The following is a 22,110-nucleotide window of genomic DNA, read 5'->3' as shown; positions in this document are numbered from 1 at the left end:
ACGGGGGCAGGTGAACACATGGGTACGCACGATCCGAGCGCGACGGACGCGAGCGACGGCGGCACGGCGCTGACCGCCGGGATCCGGCGCGTCCTCGCCCGCGTCGACGCCCACGCGGCACGCGCCACCGGGCAGCAGGCCGGCGACCCCGGCGCCGACACCGCCGTCGTACCCGTACCCGAGACCACCGCACCCCTCGACGCGCTCGTCGCCTGCTTCGGTCTCACCCCCTTCGAACGCGACCTCGTCCTGCTCACCGCCGCGGACGAACTCGACCCCACGACCGCCGCCCGGTGTGCGGCGGCCGCCGGAGATCCGCAGCGGGCGTACCCCACCTTCTCGCTCGCACTGGCCGCCCTGGACGAGCCGCACTGGAGCGCGCTCACCCCCGTGGCACCCCTCAGGCGCTGGCGGATCGTCGAACTGGAGGACGAGACCCGGCTGACCGTCTCCCGGCTCCGGCTGGACGAGCGCATCCTGCACTTCCTGCTGGACTCGCCCTACCTGGACGCCCGGCTGCACGGCAGGCTGCGCCGCACCGCGGCACCGGAGGCGCTCCCGCCGTCGTACGACCTGGCCGCGAGCCGGCTCGCCGAGGGCTGGACCGAGGACGGCCGCAGCCTCGACGCACCGCTGCTGGTCGAGGTGACCGGCGGCGACCTGCGCAGCCGGGCCGACATCGCCGCCGCCGCGGCCGCCCGCTGCGGGCTCGGGCTGTACGCCATGAGCGCCGAGGACGTGCCGGCCGACCCTGTCGAACGCGACCGGCTGGCCCGGCTGTGGCAGCGGGAGGCGATCCTGCTGCCGGCCGCGCTGCTGGTGGAGGCCGGCGACCTGGACCGCGACCAGCGGGCGGCGACCGAGGCTTTCCTGGCCGGGGCTGCCGTACCCGTCGTCGTCGCCAGCGAGGACCCGATGCGCACCGAGCGCCCGCACGGCCTGCGGGTACCCGTGCCCCGCCTCGACGACGACGAGCAACTCGCGCTCTGGGCGGACGCGTTCGAGGACGTTGCCGACCTTGAGAAGTCCGAACTCCGGTCCCTGGTCGCACAGTTCCAGCTGCCCCCGCACGTCGTACGGTCCGCGGCCGCCACCGTGCGCCGGCGACTGCCCCACGAGGACGAGCTGGACCCCGCCGAACTCGCCTGGCGGGCCGGTCTGGACGAGGCCCGCATCGGCATGGACGAACTCGGCCGCCGGATCGAGCCGCAGGCCGGATGGGACGACCTCGTCCTGCACGAACGGCAGACGGCCGTGCTGCGGGAGATCGTCGCGCACGTACGGCAGCGGGCGACCGTCCACCAGGAGTGGGGCTTCGCCGCGACCCTGCGCCGCGGCCTCGGCGTCACCGCGATGTTCGCGGGCGGCTCCGGCACCGGCAAGACCCTCGCCGCCGAGGTCATGGCGCGCGAGCTGGGCCTCGACCTGTTCGTCGTCGACCTCTCCCAGGTGGTCAGCAAGTACATCGGCGAGACCGAGAAGAACCTCCGCCGGGTCTTCGACGCCGCCGAACGCGGCGGCGCACTCCTGCTGTTCGACGAGGCCGACGCCCTCTTCGGCAAGCGCAGCGAGGTCAAGGACAGCCACGACCGGTACGCCAACCTCGAGGTCAGCTACCTGCTCATGCGGATGGAGGCCTACCGGGGCCTCGCCATCCTCACCACCAACATGAAGCAGGCCCTCGACACGGCCTTCCTTCGGCGCATCCGCTTCGTGGTCGACTTCCCCTTCCCGGCCGAGCACGAACGCGCCGAGATCTGGCGCCGGGTGCTGCCACCGCAGGCCCCCGTCAAGGACATCGACCCGGCACTCCTCGCCCGGCTCACGGTCGCCGGCGGCTCCATCCGCAACATCGCCCTGTCCGGGGCGTTCCTCGCCGCCGAGGAGGGCGACCGGCTGCAGATGCGGCACATGCTCGCGGCCGCCCGCACCGAATACCTCAAGCTGGAGCGCTCGCTGACCCCGACGGAGGTCCGCGGATGGGTGTGAGCAGACGGCCTTCGGCGATCCGCGTGGAGATCGGCGAACTCGTACTCGACGGCTTCCGCGCGGACCCGGCCCACGTCTCGGCCGCGTTCGAACGCGAACTGACCCGGCTGGTACGGCTGCACGGCGTACCCCTGGCCGCGCACGGCGCCCTGACCGTCGACGCGCTGAGCGGACTCGCGCCCCTGCCCGCCGGGCTGTCCGCACGCCGGCTCGGCCAGGAACTGGCCCGCGCGGTGCACGAGGGACTCAGCGGCCACGGGGAGGTGACACCGTGAGCTCCCAGGCACAGCAGGAGAACGCGGAGCAGAGCGCCGAACAGCGCCGGCGCAAGCGCAAGGAGCGCGCCGCCAAGTCACGCGCCCCCGAACCGAAGAACATCGTCAGCGGCGCTGGCCAGCCCCTCGACCCCGGCGTACGACGCGAGCTGGAGGAGCAGCTCGGCCACGACCTGAGCCGGGTACGCCTGCACACCGGCCGGGACGCCGCACAGCTCACCCAACTGCTCGGCGCGGACGCCGTGGCCGTCGGCCAGGACATCCTCTTCCACGAGGGCGCCTTCAAGCCGGGCACCGACGAGGGCCGGCGACTGCTGGCCCATGAGCTGCTGCACACCGTGCAGAACCCGCATGGACTGGGGGCGTTGCGGGCCGGGCGCGAGCCGGGAGCCGTGAGTCTGCCGCAGCAGGCGATCGAACGGGAGGCGGAGGCGGCCGCCCAGAGCCTCGTACGACCGGACCGGGCACAGTCCGCCCCGGAAGTGCGGGAGGGGCAGGCGACCCCCGGTTGGCTGCGGTACGCCACTCTGGATGCGGACCGCAGGCGCACGGAGGCGATCGATCCGGCGACCCTCGTCGACCGGCTTGCCAACTCGGTCGTACGTTCCCTGCGCGGCGACCCGGAGGACCTGTCCCAGCGCACGCGCAAGCAACTGGCCGGACTGCCCGAGGAGTTGCTCGACCAGGTCCTCGACCGGCTGGAGAACCGGCTGCTCGGCTCCGAACAGGACCGGGTGCTGGACCTCGTCGACGAGATCGACGCTTACGACGACTTCGCCGACGACCGGGTGGAGCGCGACGCGCACGACGCTCCCGGGATCGAGCCCGACACGGCCGAGGAGATCCAGGCCGAGCGGGAAAGCACCCGGCGCGGCGACGCGGAGGAGCGGGCGCGGAAAGACAGGCCGGAGACCGCACCCGGTCCGGAGAAGGACCGGACCGACCACGAGGGCGCGCCCGGAAGCACTCCGCAGAACGGCGGCACCCGCGAGGAGCAGCGGCAGCAGTCGGGCGCCGAGGCGGGCGGCGGCGGAACCCGGTCGTCCGCCGGAGCCGGGCAGCAGGAGGCGGCCGCCGCCGCACCGGCAGGAGGGTCCACCGCGCAGGGTGGTCAGAGCGCGCAGGCCGACGACAGGACGCAGGCCCAGGCAGCCGGCCAGGAGCAGAAGAAGGAGGAGGGCGCCAAGGAGACCGGTGACCGGCAGGGCGCCCCCACAGCCGGCGCGGAGGAGTCCGCCGCCCGGAACCGCCCCGGCGCCGCCGAGCAGTTCGTCACCGGCAAGCAGGTGAGCAAGCAGGACAAACGCGGCCCGGAGCAGCCGACCGCTTCGCCCACGGTGGGCCGGGACGTCGAGCTGCCCGCTCCGTCGAGCAGGCTGGACGGGGTACGCAACCAGGATCTCGACGGCCCCGAGGAGTCGGCGGCGGACGAGGATGCGGCCGAGTCCGACAGCACCTCGGAAGTGGAGGTCGGAGGCGGCGAGGCGAGCGCCTGGGACACCGAGCTCCAGCCGGAGGACTTCCTGCCGGAGCAGGACCCCGACCTGTCCGGGGTTCCCACGGCGGACGCGAGGCAGGACGCCACGCCCGGCAGCGAGTCGCTCCCCGACTTCCCCGCACCCCCGTCGACCAGGGCGGACCGGGTGCAGGCCGAGCGCGACGCCGAGGACGCCGAGGACGCGGCGGCCGAAGCGGAGGCGGAGTCCGAGGACGACACGGTCGAGGATGCGGCTGCCGAGCCCTCGACGTCCCGCGAGACAGAGGGCGGACCGGGTGACACCCTGCTCGCCGATCTCGCTGCGGACCGGACGGCCACCACTCCGGCGGACACCGGCGCCGTCTCCAAGGACCCGAAGCGCGGCGACGATCCGAAGGCCGGGCCGGTCACGGCACAGACCACGGTGCAGCAGGCGCCCGGCGCGCAGGCCGGCGGCAGGTCCGAGGAGAGCGGGGCCGCGAAGGAGACCGCGGCCAAGCAGGAGAAGGGCACCGCGGCCGCGGGGGACACGGCGGCAGCGGGTCAGGAGAAGAGTTCCCCGCAGGCGGTGGGCGGTACGGCCACTGCGCCCGCGCCCAAGAGCGAGCAGCAGCCCTCCTCGGCCGCGGCCGCCGGAACCGAGCGCACCGACGACGCCAAGTCGCCCTCGGCAGCCCGCGACTCCCACATCACCGGCGGATCCAACGCGGACCACCCCGGCAGCTCCACCAGCGGCTCGCAGAGCGGGGCATCGACTGAGGCCGACCGCTCGCCGAGCGAGCAGAGCGCGCGCCCGCAGCCCGCTCCGCCACGGGCGACCGCCCCCGCCCCGGCGCCCGGGGCGCACGCGCCCAAGGCAGCCGACGCCGAGCCCGCGCCGACGGCGGAACGGGCACCCAGGACCGTGGTCCCGAAGGCGGCACCCACTGCCTCCGGCTCCTCGGGCGGCGGCGTTGCCGGCAGGCCGGCCGGCAAGGGGAGGGGGAAGAAGGACTCGGGGCCTGCCCCGAACCTCTCCCAGGTCTCTCCCGAGGCCGGCCTGAGCACAGCCGCCCGGTTGAAGCCCCACCAGGCACTGGAGGCCATGGGCGGGGTCAGCGGCTCGGTCGACCGCAGCGTCGGCGACGAGCACAAGCAGCTCGCCGCCGCGCCGCCCTCGATGCAGCGTCCCGCCGGCGCGCCGCAGACCCTGGAGGGCAAGCCGAAGACCGACTCACCCGCCCAGTACTCGCAGGACCAGGCGCAGAAGTCGGAGGCACCCGAGCAGAAGAACGCCGAGGTCACGCGGGCGAAGCAGCCCGAAGGCCAGATCGAGGCGGAGAAGGCCGAGGAGCCGAGCGGCTGGCAGACCTTCAAGATGGCGCTCGGCTTCGGCATCGGTTGGCTCGCAGAGAAGCTCGGCTTCAAGGTCGACAAGCAGGAACTGGCGGCCAAGTTCGCCGGACTGCCCACGAAGGACGAGGCACTCAAGCAGGCCCAGGCGGGCAACGCGCCCGGCGTGCAGATGCAGGGTGCCGCGGAGCAGACGGCCGGTGAGCAGGGTTCCGCCGTCGACGCCAAGGGCCAGGAGACCGTCGACACGGCACGGGACGACTCCGGCCGCGGGATGGGCGAGGACCAGGTCTACCCCGACGCCCCTCAGGAGCAACTGAAGGGCAAGGTGCCCGGTGCGGACGGCGCCAAGGCCGCCGCGCCCGGCAAGGCGTCCACGGGCGCCGTACCCCCGGACGCTGCGTCCGCGGTGGCGGAGCACGACCGCGGGCCCGAGTTCCAGGCGGCGTTCAGCCAGGGCCAGAAGGGCATGTCCGACAGCCGCCAGACCAAGGACAAGGACTTCCGGGACTCGCAGCAGAAGCACAAGCAGCAGGTCGACGGCGAGATCAGCAAGAACACGCAGGAACAGACGGGTCAGCGCACGAAGGCCCTGGACGAGGTCACGGCACAGCGCACCGACTGGCGCAAGGAACAGGACCAGGAGCTCCAGAAGCTCGGCAGCAAGAAGACCGAGCGGTCGGAGAAGCTCCGCAAGGACGTGGAGGACCGCGAGAAGAAGACCGACGACGACGTCTCGAAGCAGAAGACCGACAGCGACAAGCAGATCAAGGACAAGGGCGACCAGGCCGAGACGGACGCCAAGAACAAGGCGGACGGCGCGGCCAAGGACTCGGGCAACTGGCTCACGAAGGCCTTCGACTGGATCAAAGAGAAGGTCATCGAGATCAAGAACGCGATCGTCCGGATCATCCGGGACGCGCGTGACGCGGTCGTCGGCTTCATCAAGAACTTCAAGGAGACCGTCGAACGCTGGATCAACGAAGCCCGGAAGTTCATCGTCGACACCGTCAAGAACCTGATCGACGACCTGATCGAGTTCGCCAAGGCGATGGTCCGGGCCGTCATCGAACTGGCCGCCCGCATCCGGAAGTTCATCACGAACCTGATCGCGGCGGCGATCGCGTTCGTCACCAGGCTCGCGGCAGCGCTGAAGCAGATCGTCACGGACCTGCTCAACGCCCTCGCCAAGATGCTCAGCGACATCCTGAACATCCTCAAGAAGATGCTCATGGACGTCATCAAGTCCGTGATCGACGCGGTCAGGACGATCCTCGACTACGCCTCCAAACTGCTGGGCGCGCTCGGCGAGTTCATGATGATCGCGATCGATTTCCTGGACGACCCGGGCGGCTGGCTGAGCGGCGCGAAGAACTCCGCGGTGGACGGCGCGAAGCACCACCTGTTCCGCGAGGTCCAGTCCGCCGTGAAGCAGTGGTTCCAGTCGAAGATCGAGGAGATCATCGGCGTACCCAAGGCCATCATCGACAAGCTGATCAAGGGCGGTTTCTCGCTCGAGCGGATCGTGAAGGAGACCTGGGACGCCGTGGTGCCCCAGCTCCCGTTCATCATCGGCGAGATCGTGATCACCAAGGTCATCGCGAAGCTGATCCCGGGCGCGGGCTGGGTGATGGCCGTCATCGACGCGATCCGCACGGCGATCGGCGCCCTGGGCGAGATCCTGCGCGCCATGGGCGCGGTCCTCGCCTGGCTGCGTGCGGTCCGCCAGGGAGGAGCGGGCCTCCTGTTCGCCAAGGCGGTCGCGGCGGGCATCGTCGCCCTCCTGGAGCTGGCCTACCAGGCACTGCTGGACGGCATCGGCAAGTACGTCGCGAAGGTGGGCAAGCGTCTGAAGGGTGTGGCGGCGAAGCTCGGCCGCGGCGGCAAGGAAGGCCGGGGCGAGGGCAGGGCTCCGGCCGGCGGAGCCGACGAGTCGGGCGCGCCGCGCAGGGACCGGCCCACGGAGAACGCTCCGGCCGGACGCCCGACGAAGACGCCCGCGCCGTCCGCGCGTCCCAAGGAGGCGAGCGCGGGCCCGGGCAGGCCGAAGGACGCGGGGCCCGGGTCCGAGAAGGCGGGTGCTCCGGCCCGGCCGAAGACGAACGAGCCCGGCACCACACGGCCGGCCGGCAAGCCGGACACCCGGCCCACGCCGTCCCCGCGGCCCAAGCCGAAGCCCGAGCCGGACACGAAGCCGAAGCACGCCGACGACAAGGCACCGGACAAGCCGAAGGACGCCACACCGGAGAAGCCGAAGGACCCCAAGGAGACACCGAGCACGACCAAGCCCAAGGACCCCGAGGGCAGCACCCCGGGCAGGCCCAGGGAGGAAGCGCCGGGTAGGCCCAAGGAGGAGGCCCCCGGCAAGCCCAGGGGCGACGGAAAGGAGACCCCGCCGAAGGGGAAGGACGGCAAGGACGCCCCCGGGAAGCCCAGGCCGAAAGAGGACGAGAACACTCCCGGCAAACCCAAGGCGAAGCCTGGCAAGGACGGTCCGGACAAGCCGAAGCCGGACAAGGACGGCCCGGAGCGGCCTCGTTCCAAGCCGGGCGAGAAGGGCCCCGGCAGGTCCAGACCCCGCCACGAGAAGAGCGGACCGGGCAGGCCCAAGCCGAGGAGGGAGAAGGACAGGCGCAAACAGAAGGAGAACTCGAAGGAGTCGAAGGAGGAGCGGCTGGCCAAGATCGTGGCACGTCTGCGTCCCAGGCTGTACGGCGTGATGCGTCACGGTGTTCGCCGTTCGCTGTTCCTCCCCCTTCTCAGGGCGATGAGGCTGCGCTATCGGCTCACCGGCCTGGCCCCGGTCGGGGGGGACCCGTTCACCGTCGTGGCCACCCTGAACCCGTCGATGCCGGTGCTGGACGGCGACTACTCGGAGCCGAGGTCCGAGCCCGACGCGTACAGCGTTCCGCCAGGGGCGCCGACCGCGCAGGACGACCTGCCGAAGCCGAAGCTGCCCACCTTCCACAACGGCCGGGCCGATGTCATCAGTGCGGAGTTCCTCAGCCAACCGAAGGTTCCGTGGGGCACCGAGGCGGGTGCTGCCCCCCGGGGCAAGCCGGACGGCTGGAACTACGTCACGGACCCCACACGGCGGCTCCAGACCGGCGGAGCCTGGGTCAGGGCACACCTTCTTCCGTCCAGGCTCGGGGGCTTGGCCACCGGCAACAACCTCGTTCCGGCACGGCGCGGCGTGAACAAGAATCTCGAGCTCGGTGTGGAGATGCCCGCGTGGAACGTCTTCGAGAAGCCGAAGCCCATCTGGTACGAGTCCCGCGTCAAGTTCGGATTCAACACCCCGGTGGACGACTTCCCGAGCTACATCCGGTCGACGTTCGGTGAGTACCGGAAGATCAGAGGGACCGGAGCGAAGCGCAGCGACTGGCAGCGGACGGGCGCCGAGAAAACAGTCGGGCTGAATCTCAAGCCACCCCAGTCCGACGAAAGGAAGAAGCTGTACATCAACAGCTACGGTGCCACCACGATCGGCAAGTGGCTCAAGATCAAGGGAAGCATCGGGGACCACATCGTGAAGCAGCGCGCCCTGGAACCCGGAGGGGCCTACGCGGGATTCGGGCGTTTCAAAAAGGCCCTGCGAGACCGGAAGGCCGCAATGGGGAACGGAGCCATGCCCAATCTCGAAACCGCGATAGCCAATCTCGAGGCACTGATCATCAAGGGCAAGGTCGACTGGGACCCGTTGCACGAGGAACTTTGAGGAATGAATCGGATGTTTCCGTATGAGCGCCGCCTGGAGCAGGTCTTCCGCGAGGTACGCGAGTCACCGCTCCTGGACGTCCTCGACCAGCACCGGGGGCCGGGAGGTCCGGGGGCGGACCCGGGCGGGCTGTTCGAGATGCTCGCCGAGGACGGCTACCCACTCGAGCCGAGGCTGCAGGAGTGCTTCTTCCCTTATCGGAACATGGCACTGTACTGGCGTGCCGCCGATTCCGGCACGACACTCGTCGGTGAATTCGATGTCGTGAGCATCGACATCACCCCGGAGACCAGGCTGGCGGTCGACGACCTCGCCCGGAAGGAAAGCGACCGGGCGCTCCTTTCAGAACTCCGCATCCTGGACGACATCTCCCGTGGCGGCGAAGGCCGCCTGGCCGCCATGCGATTCCAGCCGGGCGTCACGAACCCGGAGATCTGGTTCCTCGACAGGTACCACGACTATGTGCGGCTCGACCTCGACTACCGCGACTACCTCGACCACCTGTTCATCACCAAGGGAGTGACCGGCTGGCAGTACCTCTTCGCCGACGTGCGGCTGGGTGAGCGGGAGTACGCGTACGTCCTGGAAAACCTCAGGAACATGCTGCGGATCTTCCCGGACGAGTTCCCTGAGTACGACTACGCGCCTTTGACGGCCCGCCTGGAGGCCCGCCTGTGACCCGCTACGCCGACATCCCCAAACCCATCCGCTCCGGCATAGTCGTGGTGAACCCGGACACCGGCACCCCCCAACGCCTCATCGTCCTCCAGTTCAACCCCGACACCCTGGAGCGCAGCATCGCGCCGCAGAGTGCCGGCGACGGCGGGGACGCCGGGGGCGGCGGGACCGGTAGCGGGGACCGGAACGAAGCCCTGCGGCTCAAGGGCCCCGCCCAGGAGACCTGGAAGTTCACCGCCGAGATCGACGCGACCGACCAGCTGGAGGTCGCCGCGCCCGACGGGATCCACCCGCAGCTCGCCACCCTGGAGATGCTGGTGCAGCCGACGACCGCGCAATTGCGGGCCGCGAGCAAGCTGACGCAGAAGGGGAGCATCGAGATCAGCCCGATCGAGATGCCGCTGACGCTGTTCACCTGGGGGAGCAAGCGGGTCATGCCCGTCCGGCTCACCGAACTGTCCGTCAACGAGTCCGCCTTCGACGTCGACCTCAATCCGATCCGGGCCTCGCTGAGCATCGGGATGAAGATCCTGACCGTGAGCGACCTGCCCGCCGGGCATCGCGGTGCCGACCTGTACATGGCGCACCTGGCGCAGAAGGAGCGGCTCGCGGCCGCGGCGCGTGGCGGCAGCCTGGGCGCCCTCGGCCTCGGTGGCGTCGGACTCATGACCGGAAGGGGATGAGGAGAGAGCCATGGCCGGCACCGAGCCTTACGAGAGCGCACTCGACTCCATACCCGGAGCACACCCCTACCCACGGACCAGCCGCTACCACGACGCCGAGATCGGCGTGCACCGGCGCGCTGACGGGACCGAAGTGCGGTACACCAAGCGGCGGTTGCTGCCTCCGCTCCACGAGGAGACCGAGCCGCACACGGTCGGGGCCGGCGAGCGTCCCGATCTGCTCGGACAGCGCTTCCTCGGCGACCCCGGACAGTGGTGGCGGATAGCCGACGCCAATCCTGTGCTTGATCCACGGGAGTTGACGAACGAGGCGGGGCGCGTCATCGGCATTCCGCCGGCCGGCGGTTTCCCGCGCGGGGAGCGGCATGTCTGAACAGCCCGTGCGGCAGGGCCCCGTCCACATCCAGCTCCTCATGGGGCCCGCCCTGGCCCGCCCGGTCCCGGCCGAGGTCGCCGAGGCACTGCTGTCCGCCCAGATCACCGCGACTGCGGGAGAGCGCAGTGGTTTCCAGTTCGCCTTCGACCTCACCAAGCACGGGCTGATCAACCAACGCCTGCTGCCTGAGGGGTTCTTCGATCCCAAGACGCGCGTCATCGTCGCGGTCAGCGTCCGCGGCACCCCCGAGGTGCTGTTCGACGGGCTGATCGTGCGTCAGGAGGTCGGCGCCAGCAACATCCCCGGCCACTCCACCCTCACCGTCACCGGTGAGGACCTGACGCTGCTCATGGACCTGGAGGAGCGCACCGCCCGCTACCCCAACCTGCCCCCGTCCGAGCGCGTACTCGCCATCCTGCGCCGCTACTCGGACTACGGCATCCGGCCGGACGTCTACACGGAGAAGGTGTCCCAGCCCCCGCACCAGGACCTGCGCGTCCACTACCAGACCGGCACCGATCTGCAGTACGTCACCGAACTGGCCCGTGCCAACGGCTACACCTTCTACCTGGAGCCCGGCCCCAACCCCGGCCAGTCGTCCGCCCGCTGGGGCCCGGAGGTCCGGCTCGGCCTGCGCCAGCACGCCCTCAACGTCAACATGGACGCGGGCACCACCGTGGACCAGCTGACGTTCGCGTACGACGGCACGGCACGCGAGGAACCGCAGGCGCGCTGGCAGGACCCCGGGACACGGCAGGCCACCCTCCTGCCCCAGCCGCCGATCAGCCCCCTGCGCCCGCCGCTCGGCAGGCGGCCCACCCCGGCCCTCAAGCGCCGGACCCTCGCCGGTACCGCCAAGCAGCAGCGCGAGCAGGCCGAGGCCGAACTCCTCGCCCGGGCCGCGGTCTCCGCCGACGTCGTCTCGGGCTCCGGATCGCTCGACGTCAACCGGCACGGCTACCTCCTCCAGCCCCGCCGGCTCGTCGGCGTCCGCGGTGCCGGACGGGCCTACGACGGCGACTACTTCGTCAAGTCGGTCACCCACAACCTGCGCCCGGGCTCGTTCCAGCAGAACTTCACCCTCTCCCGGGAGGGGCTCGAAGCGCGCAGCGACCGTGTCCGGCCCTGACCCGAACCACCGAAGATCCAGGAGCAGTTCATCATGGCGGCACCCAGCAATCGCTACCTCGGCAAGTTCCGCGGCCGGGTCGTGGACAACAACGATCCGCTGCACATCGGCCGGATCACGGCCGAGGTCCCGGACGTGCTCGGCGACGAGCCGTCCACCTGGGCGCTGCCCTGCCTGCCGTTCACCGGGCCGGAGTCGGGGCAGTTCGTGGTGCCGCCACCGGGCGCGGGTGTGTGGGTGGAGTTCGAGCAGGGGGACCCCAGCTTCCCGGTATGGACCGGCTGCTGGTACGGCGACGCCGGCGAACTGCCGCCCGACGCGCGCCGCGAACTCCAGGCCAACACGACGAACAAGCCCGTCGTCGTGCAGACCCCGGGCAACCACAAGATCGTGCTCAACGACACCGCCGGCGCCGAACAGGGGATCCTCCTCCAGGCCCAGGGCGGTGCCTACATCCGCATCACCAAGGAAGCCGTGGTCATCGCCACCGGCGCGGGCGCCGAGGTCGTCCTGCGTGGTCGTGAAGTGACCATCAACGAGGGCCAGTTGACCGTCCTCTCCAAGCGATAGACAACGGGGGAAAGAAGTTGTCCGGAAGTCTGCTGGACGCGAGCGCCGTGATCGGCTGCCCGCACGGCGGCCGTGCCGCGCCCGCCACCACACCCTCAGGCGGCGCACGGATCGCGGGCGCCGCCGTCGCCACGGCCGCCCACACGTACGTCGTCACCGGCTGCCCGCACACGCTCGACGGGGTGCCCTCGCCGTGCGTCTCGGTCCGCTGGACCGCGAACGCCTCCGGCGTCACCGTCGACGGCGCGCCCGTACTGCTCGACACCTCCGCCGCCCAGTGCTTCAGCGCGGCCCTCGTCCCGCAGGGACCGCCCGTCGTCCAGGCCGCGCAGCGAAAGGTCACCGTCCGATGAGGCCGACGAGCCCACGCACCCGCACCGACATCGCGTTCCCCTTCCACGCGGACCGCCGGGGACGCACCGCGCACGCCCGCCCCGCCGAGCACGTCCACGACCTGATCGAGCAGCTGCTGTTCACCAGCCCCGGCGAGCGGGTGATGCGGCCCGACTTCGGCTGCGGACTGCTCGACCTGGTCTTCGCCCCGAGCAGCCCCGAACTGGTCAGCACCCTCGAACTCTCCGTCCAGGCCGCGCTGCAGCGCTGGCTCGGCGACCTGGTCGAGGTCGTGGCCCTCGACATCGAGAGCGGCGACGACGTCGTACGCGTGCATCTGTCGTACCTCGTACGCGCCACCGGGGCGGTCCGCGAGGACGTCTTCGAGGGGAGGGCGGCATGAGCGCGGGAACCGCCCGGCGGGCCAAGGTACGGGCCGCCCAGCTGGGCGGGGTCGACGCCGTCGAGGTCAGCGACGACGGGCTGTTGCTCACCGTCACCTTCCTCGGCAAGGCCCCGCACGGCCTCGGCCCCGAGAACGTCCGCATCGACGGCGGCCGGCGCATCACCGGCATCACCGCCGTCGACGTCAGTGTCGAGCGCGAGGAGGACCCGGAGCTGGACGACCGGCTCTACGTCACCCTCGACCGGGCCGGCGACACCTCCCGCTACCGGCTGTCGCTGGTGGAGGCCGACCCCTACGGCCGGCCCGGCACCGAGCCGTACCGCGGCTTCGACCAGCGCTACCACAGCGCGAGCTTCGCCTTCCGGCCCGACTGCCCCACCCCCTTCGACTGCACGGACGAGGCCGAGGAGCCCCCGGCCTTCCCGACCGCCCCGGTCATCGACTACACGGCCCGCGACTACGACACCATCCGCAAGCTGCTGCTCGACCGGCTCGCGCTGACCACCCCCGACTGGGTGGAGCGCAACCCCGCCGACCTGGGCACGACCCTGGTGGAACTGCTCGCGTACACCGGCGACCAGATCAGCTACCAGCAGGACGCGGTCGCCACCGAGGCCTACCTGGACACCGCGCGCCGCCGGGTCTCGGTGCGCCGGCACGTCCGGCTCATCGACTACGCGATGCACGACGGCTGCAACGCCCGTGCGTACGTGACCGTCGAGACCGCCGCCGACCACACCCTGGCCCCGGGCACGTTCCGATTCGCCTCCGTCGACGTGCGCACCCTCGACCCGCACGACCGCCCCGAGCCCGGCACCGTCATCGACGAGAACGACCTCGGCGACCTGGACGAGCGCGGCTCGGTGGAGGTCTTCGAACCGGTCGTCGCCGCCGACCCGCTGCGGCTGCGCGTCGCGCACAACGCGATCCGGCTGTGGACCTGGGGCGGCGAGGTGTGCGCCCTGCCCAAGGGGGCCACCGCGGCCACCCTGCGCGACGAGTGGGCGGACCCCGAGACCTGCCGGGAACGCCGACTGGACCTGAAACCGGGCGACGTCCTGGTCCTGGAGGAGGTCAAGGGCCCGCGCACCGGCACCCCCGGCGACGCCGACCCCGCCCACCGCCAGGCCGTACGCCTGACCTCCGTCACCCCGGGCCTGGACCGCATCGAGGACCAGCCCGTCCTGGAGGTCACCTGGGCCGCCGAGGACGCCCTGCGCTTCCCGCTGTGCCTCGTCACCCGCGGCGGGCGCGACTGCCTGCCCGTCGAGGACGTCACCCTCGCCCGCGGCAACGCCGTCCTCGTCGACCACGGCCGCTCCGGCTCGACCGAGACGGTCACCGTGCCGCCGGTACCGGCCGTCGTGGCGCCCTGCGACCCTCCCCCAGCCTCCGGCCGCGGGTACCCCCATCTCGCTTCGCCCGCATTCGGCTGCTACGACCGTACGGAGGGCAACGCGCCCGCCCGGCTCCTCGGCTCCCTCACGGACAAGGCGGAAAGCGGCCGGGAACTCACCCCGGACGACATCCGCGAGCTGTTCGAGGTCGTGGGGGAGCGGGCCACCGTACGCGCCGGGCTCGGCCTGGAACGTGCCGGGCAGCGGCACGAGCGCGTGGTGCCCGGCACGGCGTACGCGCAGGCCGCCGCGCTGCGGACGCTGCTCGCGCAGTCCGTCTACCCGGGCATCCGCCCCCGCTTCCGCCCCGTCCTCGGCCGGGCGCCGGTCACCCAGGCCGTGCCGTTCCCGGACCCGGGCACGGTCGCCGCCGGGCAGGCCGAGCGGATCGCCGTTATTCCTGGCCGGGTCCGGCAACGGCTCGTCGAACTGTGGCGCAGCGCGCGCGACCGCGACGGGCTCGACGAGGAGGAGATCACCGAACTCGCCCTGATCTACGGCCTGAAGCTGCTGGAGCGGCTGGAACTGCGCCGCCACCCGGTCCGCGCCCTGCGCGAACTCCTGCACCGCACCGACGAGTTGCTCGACGCCAAGCTGCGCCGCGTCGAGATCCTCGCCGCCCGGGCCCGCGCCGGCACCGTCCTCGACGGACACATCGCCTGGGAGATCGCGCACAGTTGGGGCCCGTCGTACGCGGCCGGACTCCACCCCGAGGAGCCGGTCCTGCGCGGCTCGGCCACCGTCGCGCTCGCCCAGGACCCGCGCCGCGCGCTGCCCGCCGTACGACTCCACGACGGCACCGACACGGTCTGGGAACCGCGCCGCGACCTGCTCGACAGCGGTGCCCGCGACCGGCACTTCGTCGGCGAGCCGGAGGACGACGGGCGCCTCGCCCTGCGCTTCGGCGACGGACGGCACGGCGCCGAGCCGACGCCCGGAGCACGCCTGGCCGTGCGCTACCGGCTGGGCGGCGGCTTCGCGGGCAACGTCGGCGCGGAGGCCATCAACCACCTCGTCGTCGAGGCGGGCGGCGCGGCACCGGCCGCCACGGTCCGCAATCCGCTGCCCGCCACCGGCGGCACCGAGCCCGAACCGCTGGAGCAGGTCCGCCAGTTGGCACCGCTCGACCTGCGCCGCACCCGGCTGCGCGCGGTCACCGCCGAGGACTACGCGGCCCTCGCCTCCGCCCTGCCGGGAGTGCAGCGGGCCGCCGCCGAGATCCGCTGGACCGGCAGCGTCCAGGAGGCGCACGTCGCGATCGACGCGTACGGCAGCGGCACCCCGTCCGACGAGCTGCTCGCCTCGACGGTGCAGGCCCTGGAGGCGTACCGGCGCATCGGGCACGACCTGGTGGTCGGCCCCGCCCGGCCGGTGCCGCTGGACATCGCGCTCACCGTGTGCGCCCTGCCCGGCCACCAGCACGGGCAGATCCTGGCCGAGCTGTACCGGGTGCTGGGCAGCGGCCGGCTGCCCGGCGGACGGCTCGGCTTCTTCCACCCCGACGCGCTGACCTTCGGCGAGCCGGTCCGGCTCAGCCGTCTGGTCGCCGCCGCGGCGGCCGTCCCCGGGGTGGAGAGCGTCGAGGTCACCCGGCTGCGGCGGCTGTTCGAACCTGACCGAGGAGAGAGGGAGGACGGCGTGCTGCGGCTCGGCCCGCTGGAGATCGCCACCTGCGACAACGACCCGGACCGGCCCGAACAGGGCCTGCTGGCGATATCTCTGGGAGGCTCCCGATGAGCCAGGCCTGCTCCTGCGGCGGCGCGTGCGGCGGCCACGACGAGCGCCTCGCCCCCGCCGCGCCCCATAACCCGCCCGGCCGCACCGCGCTCGACTACCGGGTCGGCGAGTACGGCTCCTTCCTCGCCGCCCTTCTCGACCGGCTGGCCTCGCCCGCCTACCCGGCCCTGGCCGAGCTGACCGTCCGCACCCCGGACGATCCGGCCGTCGGCCTGCTCGACGCCACCGCCGTCCTCGGTGACCTGCTCACCTTCCACTCCGAGCGGATCGCCGACGAGGCCTACATCCGCACGGCCAACGAGCACCGGTCCCTGGTGCTGCTCGGACGGCTCGTCGGGCACCGGCCGCGCCCCGGAGTCGCGGCCTCCACGCATCTGGCGTACACCCTCGAACGCGACCCGCGCGCCGAGGCCCTGCCCGTGCTCGTCCCGCGCGGGGCGCGCAGCCACAGCGTGCCCGCCTCCGCCGACGAGCAGTCGCTGACCTTCGAGACCGCGCGGGACCTGACCGCCCGCTGGGACTGGAACGAGCTGAAGGTACGGCGCCGCCGCCCTTCCCTCGTCACACCCGAGGACCTCGACCGCCGCTCCGAACTGTTCGTGGAGGGCACCGCGAACTCCCTCCAGACCGGCGACCAGCTGCTCTTCGTCTTCGGTGAACAGGCGGGCGGTGAACGGAAGCTGCTGCCCGTCGCCGGCGTCCGGATCGACCGTGACGACGAGATCACCGCGATCTCGCTGCCCAGATCGGCCCCGCCCACGCTCAAGGAGCTGGTGGACGAGGTCCGGCGCTGGACCGCCGCGCCGGCCGCCCCCGGCGAACCGGGCGACGAGCCGCCGACGCCCGAGGTCCCCAACCCGCGCCCGGTCAGCCGCCTGATCGAGGACTTCGACGACCAGGTCCTCGCCCCGCTGCGCACGGACCTGGACGGCGTCAAGACCCCGGAGCGCCTCGCCGCCCGCCTCGGTGAGCCCGTCGCCCGTCTGCGCGAGGCCGAGGTGCTGGCCGAGCCGTACGAGGACGTGGCGGCGTGGTTCGAGCAGCTGGAGGCGGTGCTGGCGGAACTGGCCGAGCGCGCACTGGAGTTGGCGCCCGCGCAGCCCGCACAACCAGGACAGCCAGCACAGCTCGCGCAGCCGACGGAGACCGCGCAGCCGACGGAGGCCGCCGCCGAGAAGGCCACGCTCCCGGACCCCCGCCAGGCCGCCCTTCAGGCCCTGAGTACCGTCCTCCCGGCCCTGCGCACCGCCGTCCCCGCCCCCGGGCAGGGGGCCCGCAGCCGCCGCCCCGGCTCCGACACCGCCCGTCTTCTCTCCGCGCTCAACCCGGGCCTCGGAAGCCTCTACCCGGCCTGGCGCACGGCCGCCGCACCCGGCGCCGTGCAGCTCCTGCGCGACCTGCTCGCGATGCGTGTCACGGCGGCCCCCTTCGGTGCCACCGCCCCGCTCAAGCCCGTCCAGGACGAGCGCGGCCGGGTCATCCGCACCTCCGACTGGCCGCTGACCGGCGCGGTGCTGGCGAGCATGCGCGTGGTGTACGACCCCGCGGGCAAGGCCCCGGTCCGGGCGGAGTTCCAGTACGTCGAGGGCAGCAGCAGCGACCAGCGCGCGGAGAACCTGCCCGTCGCCCAGCCGGTCACGTTCATCCTGGGCCCGGGCCAGGTCGAACTGTCGACCCGCTCCCCCCAGGACCGCGAGCTGAGCTGGCTCAGCCGCCGTCCGGCCACCGCCGAGGAACCCGGCGTCACCGCCCGCCTCCACTCCGGCCTGCCCGAACGCAGGTTGTTCGTGTCCCGCCCGGACGACGACGGCCAGGTGCACGTCGGCATCCACAACGGCACGGCCCAGGAGATCTCCCTGCGGCCGGGCGAGACCAAGCAGATCACCCACGGCGAGTACGAGGTGAGCCTCAGGTACACGGTGGGCAGCACCGAGCCCAACGTCGAGATCGTCATCGCGGGCAAGCCGGAGCCCTTCAACCGCCGCGTCCTGCAACTGGACAGCGTGCACGACGGCATCACCGTCGGCAGCTGGGTGGCGATCCAGCGGCCCACGAAGGGCACGACCGTACCCGGCGACGCCAGGTTCGCCTTCGTCACCACCCAGGTCGTGGCGGCACGTACGGCGGCGTACTCCAACTACGGCATCACCGGCCGCGGCACCGAACTCACCCTCGCGGAACCCTGGCTGGACGAGTCCGACGTCCTGCTCTCCCACATCCGCGACACCACCGTGCACGCGGCGGGCGAGCCGCTGCGCCCGGCCGACGAGCCGCTCGGCGAGGACGTGCACGGCAACGAGATCGAACTCGACGAGCTGTACGACGGGTTGCGCCCCGGCCGCACGCTCATCGTGAGCGGCGAGCGCACCGACGTCCCGGGCACGACCGGCGTCACCGCCACCGAGGTGGTCACGATCGCCGCCGCCGACCCGGCCGTCGACCCGCGGCTCCCCGGCGACCACGTCCACACCCGGCTCACGCTCACCACCGACCTGGTCCACCGCTACCACCGGGCGAGCGTCCGCGTCCTCGGCAACGTCGTCGAGGCCACCCACGGCGAGAGCCGCGAGGAGGCCATCGGCAGCGGGGACTCCGACCGCGTCAACCAGACCTTCGCCCTCTGGCAGTCCCCGCTGACCTGGCTCGCCGCCGACAACCCCCTCGGCGCCACACCCGTCCTGGACATCCGCGTGGACGGCGTGCTCTGGCACGAGGTCGACAGCCTCGCCGGGCGCGGCCCGACCGAGCGGGTGTACATCACCGGCACCGCCTCCGACGGCCGCACGACCGTGACCTTCGGCGACGGAGTCCACGGCGCCCGCCTGCCCAGCGGCCACGAGAACGTCCGCGCCCGCTACCGCTTCGGCACCGGCAAGGCCGCCAACGTGCCGGCCGACCGGATCACCCAGCCGCTCACCCGCCCCCTCGGCGTCACCGCGGTCACCAACCCGCGCCCGGCGACCGGCGGCGCCGACGCGGACGGGCCCGGACTCACCCGCCGTACGATCCCGCTCGCGGTCTCCGCCCTGGACCGGCTGGTCTCCGAGGCCGACTACGAGGACTTCGCCCGCTCCCGCGCCGGCATCGGCCGGGCGGCCGCCCGCGAACTCTTCGACGGGCGGCGGCGCGTGCTGCACGTGACGGTCGCCGGAACCGACGACGTCCCGCTCGGCGAGGACAACCTTCGGCCCCTGCGCGGGGCGCTGACCGACTACGGCGACCCGAACCTGCCGGTCCGGGTGGACGTACGCGAACTCGTCCTGCTGCTGATCGCGGCCAAGGTGAAGCTCGCCCCGGACCACGCCTGGGAGTACGTCGAGCCCAGGCTGCGCCAGGCACTGCTGCTCCGACTCGGCTACGAGGGAAGGGAGCTGGGCCGTCCGGCCCGCCTCTCCGAAGTCCTCGCCGCCGCGCACTCCGTGCCCGGAGTCGACTACGTGGACGTGGACGTCTTCACCGGCGTGCCCGCCTCCGCCACCCCGGAACAGCTCACCGCACTGCTCGCGAGCCCCGGCACACCGAGGGCGTCCGTCCACGCGCACCCGGCGTCGTACGAGGAACGGACCCACACGGTCCGCGACACGCACGGCGAGACCCTGTCGTCCGTCTGCGCCCGCCACGGCATCCCGCTCGCCGAACTCCTGCGCCTCAACCCCGACATCACCGACACCCGGCGCCTGGACGAGGGCCGGACGGTGTTCGTGTTCCGCGGCATCCGGCCGGCCCAGCTCACCATGCTGTCGGCACGGGCCGCGGACACCCTGATTCTGACGGAGGTCAAGTGATGTCCGCGAAGCCGACGGATGTCGAGTCGGAGGCCCCGGCCCCGGTGCTGCCCCGGGAACCCGACGGGCTCGCCGAGCTGCTGCCCCGCTGGCACCGGCTGCGCGACGCCGAGGAGGGCGAGCCGCTGCGGGCCCTGCTCGCAGTGATCGCCGAGCAGCTCGACCGGGTCCGTGACGGCGTCCAGCAGGGCTACGCGGACCTGTTCGTGGAGACCGCGGCGCCCTGGGTGCTGCCGTACCTCGGCGACCTGGTCGGCTACCGCACCCTGCCGGGCTACGAGCGGGTCCTCACCACCGGCCTGCACACCGGCGGCCGGGACGCGCTCGCCGAGGCCGTCGCCCCGCGCCGCGACGTGGCGGCCACGGTCGCCAACCGGCGCCGCAAGGGCACCCTCCACCTCCTGGAGGAGCTGTCCGAGCAGGTCGCCGACTGGCCCGCCCGCGCCGTCGAACTGTCCCGGCTGGTGGCCCACACCCAGCCGGTCAAGCTGTACGGCACCGGCCGGCGCGGGGACCGCGGACGCCTGCTCGACCTGCGGGACGGCAGCGCGCTCGCCCTGGCCGGCGGTCCCTTCGAGCAGACGGCCCGGACGGTCGACGTACGACGCGCCAACTCTGCCAAGAGGCAGGGCGGTCGGACTCCCGCCGGAGTCGGGCTCTTCGTCTGGCGGCTGAAGCCGTACTCCCTGACCGCGTCCCCGGCCTACTGCATCGACCGCGCCCGCAACCTGTACACCTTCTCCATCCTGGGCAACGACACCCCCCTGGTCACCAAGCCGGTCCCGGAGCCCTCGCCCGCGCACATCGCCGCCGTCGACAACGTCCCGGCGTTCATCACCCGCCGCCTGCTGCACGACCGGCTCGCCGACTACTACGGCCCCGGCAAGAGCCTCGTCATCCGGCGCGACGGCGAGGACCGGCCCGTACCGCCCGCCGACATCGTCGTCGCCGACCTGTCCGACTGGCGCTACCGCCCGGGGCGCGGACAGGTCGCCGTCGACCCTGAGCTGGGCCGCATCGCCTTCGGCTCCCGCTCCGCGCCCCGACAGGGCGTGTGGGTCGACTACCACTACGCGTCCGGCGCCGACATGGGCGGAGGCGAGTACAAGCGCCCCGACCGCGAGCAGCGACCTGACGCCGACTTCTACCGGGTCGGCCCCGGCCAGCCGTACCAGCGCATCATGGACGCCTACCGGGCCTGGCAGGACGAGGGCAGCCCGGAGCGCACCGGCGTCATCGAGATCACCCACAGCGGCGCCTACCAGGAGCAGCTGGACTTCGACCTCGACCCCGGCGACCGCCTCGAACTGCGGGCCGCCGAGGGCACCAGGCCGGTGATCCGGCTGCTGGACTGGTACAGCAACCGCCCCGACGCCCTCAACATCCGTGCGGTGCAGGACGACTGCGCCCCGCACGAGCGGCCGCGGGTCGTCCTCGACGGACTCCTCGTCGCCGGCCGCGGCATCAACGTCACCGGCCCGATGGGCGCCGTCGTCGTCCGGCACTCCACCCTCGTACCCGGCTGGTCGCTGGAGCCCGAGTGCGAGCCGCACTCGCCCGACGAACCCAGCATCGTCCTGGAACGCACCACGGCCTGCCTCCAGATCGAGCACAGCATCCTCGGCACCATCGAGGTCATCGGCGACGAGGTCTCGGAGGACCCCCTCGACATCCATCTGCGCGACAGCGTCCTGGACGCCACCGGCCCAGGCCGCGAGGCCCTCTCCGCCCCGGACTGCCGCCACGCCCACGCCGTCCTGCACCTGCACCGCACGACCGTCATCGGCGAGGTGCACACGCACGCGGTGGAGATCGCCGAGAACTCGGTCTTCACCGGCAGGCTCCACGTGGCCCGGCGCGGCATCGGCTGCCTGCGGTACTCCTCTGTCCCGCCCGGCTCGCGCACCCCGCGCCGCCACCGCTGCCAGCCCGACCTCGTCGGTCCCGAACAGGCAGGCCGCGTACGGCCGTTGTTCGCCTCCGAGCGCTACGGGACGCCCTGGTACGGCCAGTTGGCGGACCGGTGCGCCGAGGAGATCCGGCGCGGCGCGGACGACGGCGCCGAACTCGGCGCCTTCCACGACCTGTACCGGCCCCAGCGGGAGGACGGTCTCAGGGCGCGGCTCGCGGAGTACACGCCCGCGGGCGCGGACGCCGGGATCTTCTTCGTGACGTGAGCCGTGCCGCCGTACGACCCACCCGCAGATTTCCGAACCAGGGGGACC

At 72.4% G+C, this 22,110-nt stretch carries 13 protein-coding genes; all 13 read left to right on the top strand.

The window, feature by feature from the left end; all coding sequences use genetic code 11:
• Nucleotides 1–18: 18 nt before the first annotated feature.
• The 13 genes from ACFYZZ_RS21515 to ACFYZZ_RS21455 are packed head-to-tail and all read left to right on the top strand — an operon-like array spanning nucleotide 19 to nucleotide 22,062.
• On the top strand, nucleotides 19–1,989 hold the full coding sequence (locus ACFYZZ_RS21515) for an ATP-binding protein (protein ID WP_389178167.1): 1,971 nt from the start codon (nucleotides 19–21) through the stop codon (nucleotides 1,987–1,989).
• Entirely contained in the window at nucleotides 1,980–2,264 is a 285-nt protein-coding gene (locus ACFYZZ_RS21510; protein WP_389178164.1) for a hypothetical protein, read from the top strand. The genes ACFYZZ_RS21515 and ACFYZZ_RS21510 overlap by 10 nt, the downstream gene beginning before the upstream one ends.
• The gene (locus tag ACFYZZ_RS21505; RefSeq protein WP_389178161.1) at nucleotides 2,261–8,791 is read left to right on the top strand and encodes a DUF4157 domain-containing protein; all 6,531 of its coding nucleotides are present in this window, start codon (nucleotides 2,261–2,263) and stop codon (nucleotides 8,789–8,791) included. The genes ACFYZZ_RS21510 and ACFYZZ_RS21505 overlap by 4 nt, the downstream gene beginning before the upstream one ends.
• Nucleotides 8,792–8,803: 12 nt before the next feature.
• Nucleotides 8,804–9,469 (top strand): hypothetical protein, encoded by a 666-nt coding sequence (locus ACFYZZ_RS21500; RefSeq protein ID WP_389178158.1) that lies wholly within the window; start codon nucleotides 8,804–8,806, stop codon nucleotides 9,467–9,469.
• Nucleotides 9,466–10,152, top strand: coding sequence for a hypothetical protein (locus tag ACFYZZ_RS21495; RefSeq protein ID WP_389178155.1), 687 nt, complete (start codon nucleotides 9,466–9,468; stop codon nucleotides 10,150–10,152). The genes ACFYZZ_RS21500 and ACFYZZ_RS21495 overlap by 4 nt, the downstream gene beginning before the upstream one ends.
• 10 nt (nucleotides 10,153–10,162) lie before the next feature.
• Nucleotides 10,163–10,525, top strand: coding sequence for a hypothetical protein (locus tag ACFYZZ_RS21490; protein ID WP_389178153.1), 363 nt, complete (start codon nucleotides 10,163–10,165; stop codon nucleotides 10,523–10,525).
• Nucleotides 10,518–11,657, top strand: a complete 1,140-nt coding sequence (locus ACFYZZ_RS21485) for a hypothetical protein (RefSeq protein ID WP_389178150.1) — start codon at nucleotides 10,518–10,520, stop codon at nucleotides 11,655–11,657. Before ACFYZZ_RS21490 ends, ACFYZZ_RS21485 begins: the two co-directional genes overlap by 8 nt.
• Before the next feature lie 33 nt (nucleotides 11,658–11,690).
• Nucleotides 11,691–12,227, top strand: coding sequence for a phage baseplate assembly protein V (locus ACFYZZ_RS21480; RefSeq protein WP_389178147.1), 537 nt, complete (start codon nucleotides 11,691–11,693; stop codon nucleotides 12,225–12,227).
• Between the two features lie 17 nt (nucleotides 12,228–12,244).
• Nucleotides 12,245–12,580 carry a hypothetical protein gene (locus tag ACFYZZ_RS21475; RefSeq protein ID WP_389178144.1) on the top strand — a complete coding sequence of 112 codons (336 nt, stop codon included), beginning with the start codon at nucleotides 12,245–12,247 and terminating at the stop codon, nucleotides 12,578–12,580.
• Complete coding sequence (locus ACFYZZ_RS21470; RefSeq protein WP_389178141.1) at nucleotides 12,577–12,963, top strand: GPW/gp25 family protein; 387 nt, start codon at nucleotides 12,577–12,579, stop codon at nucleotides 12,961–12,963. The genes ACFYZZ_RS21475 and ACFYZZ_RS21470 overlap by 4 nt, the downstream gene beginning before the upstream one ends.
• Nucleotides 12,960–16,100 (top strand): putative baseplate assembly protein, encoded by a 3,141-nt coding sequence (locus ACFYZZ_RS21465; RefSeq protein WP_389178138.1) that lies wholly within the window; start codon nucleotides 12,960–12,962, stop codon nucleotides 16,098–16,100. Before ACFYZZ_RS21470 ends, ACFYZZ_RS21465 begins: the two co-directional genes overlap by 4 nt.
• The gene (locus ACFYZZ_RS21460) at nucleotides 16,097–19,885 is read left to right on the top strand and encodes a putative baseplate assembly protein (RefSeq protein ID WP_389178135.1); all 3,789 of its coding nucleotides are present in this window, start codon (nucleotides 16,097–16,099) and stop codon (nucleotides 19,883–19,885) included. The genes ACFYZZ_RS21465 and ACFYZZ_RS21460 overlap by 4 nt, the downstream gene beginning before the upstream one ends.
• Nucleotides 19,885–22,062: a hypothetical protein gene (locus ACFYZZ_RS21455; protein WP_389178132.1), complete on the top strand. Its 2,178-nt coding sequence runs from the start codon at nucleotides 19,885–19,887 to the stop codon at nucleotides 22,060–22,062. Before ACFYZZ_RS21460 ends, ACFYZZ_RS21455 begins: the two co-directional genes overlap by 1 nt.
• Nucleotides 22,063–22,110 lie beyond the last annotated feature (48 nt).

The organism is Streptomyces sp. NPDC001816, from assembly GCF_042892235.1.
Classification (GTDB): domain Bacteria; phylum Actinomycetota; class Actinomycetes; order Streptomycetales; family Streptomycetaceae; genus Streptomyces.
Note: the sequence above shows the minus strand (reverse complement) of the source record. Positions and strands in the feature narration are given on the sequence as shown.

Coding starts and splice junctions, on each gene's coding strand:
- ACFYZZ_RS21500 (WP_389178158.1), top strand. CDS start 8,804: ATGTTTCCGTATGAGCGCCGCCTGGAGCAGGTCTTCCGCGAGGTACGC.
- ACFYZZ_RS21515 (WP_389178167.1), top strand. CDS start 19: ATGGGTACGCACGATCCGAGCGCGACGGACGCGAGCGACGGCGGCACG.
- ACFYZZ_RS21470 (WP_389178141.1), top strand. CDS start 12,577: ATGAGGCCGACGAGCCCACGCACCCGCACCGACATCGCGTTCCCCTTC.
- ACFYZZ_RS21455 (WP_389178132.1), top strand. CDS start 19,885: ATGTCCGCGAAGCCGACGGATGTCGAGTCGGAGGCCCCGGCCCCGGTG.
- ACFYZZ_RS21490 (WP_389178153.1), top strand. CDS start 10,163: ATGGCCGGCACCGAGCCTTACGAGAGCGCACTCGACTCCATACCCGGA.
- ACFYZZ_RS21465 (WP_389178138.1), top strand. CDS start 12,960: ATGAGCGCGGGAACCGCCCGGCGGGCCAAGGTACGGGCCGCCCAGCTG.
- ACFYZZ_RS21510 (WP_389178164.1), top strand. CDS start 1,980: ATGGGTGTGAGCAGACGGCCTTCGGCGATCCGCGTGGAGATCGGCGAA.
- ACFYZZ_RS21485 (WP_389178150.1), top strand. CDS start 10,518: ATGTCTGAACAGCCCGTGCGGCAGGGCCCCGTCCACATCCAGCTCCTC.
- ACFYZZ_RS21480 (WP_389178147.1), top strand. CDS start 11,691: ATGGCGGCACCCAGCAATCGCTACCTCGGCAAGTTCCGCGGCCGGGTC.
- ACFYZZ_RS21460 (WP_389178135.1), top strand. CDS start 16,097: ATGAGCCAGGCCTGCTCCTGCGGCGGCGCGTGCGGCGGCCACGACGAG.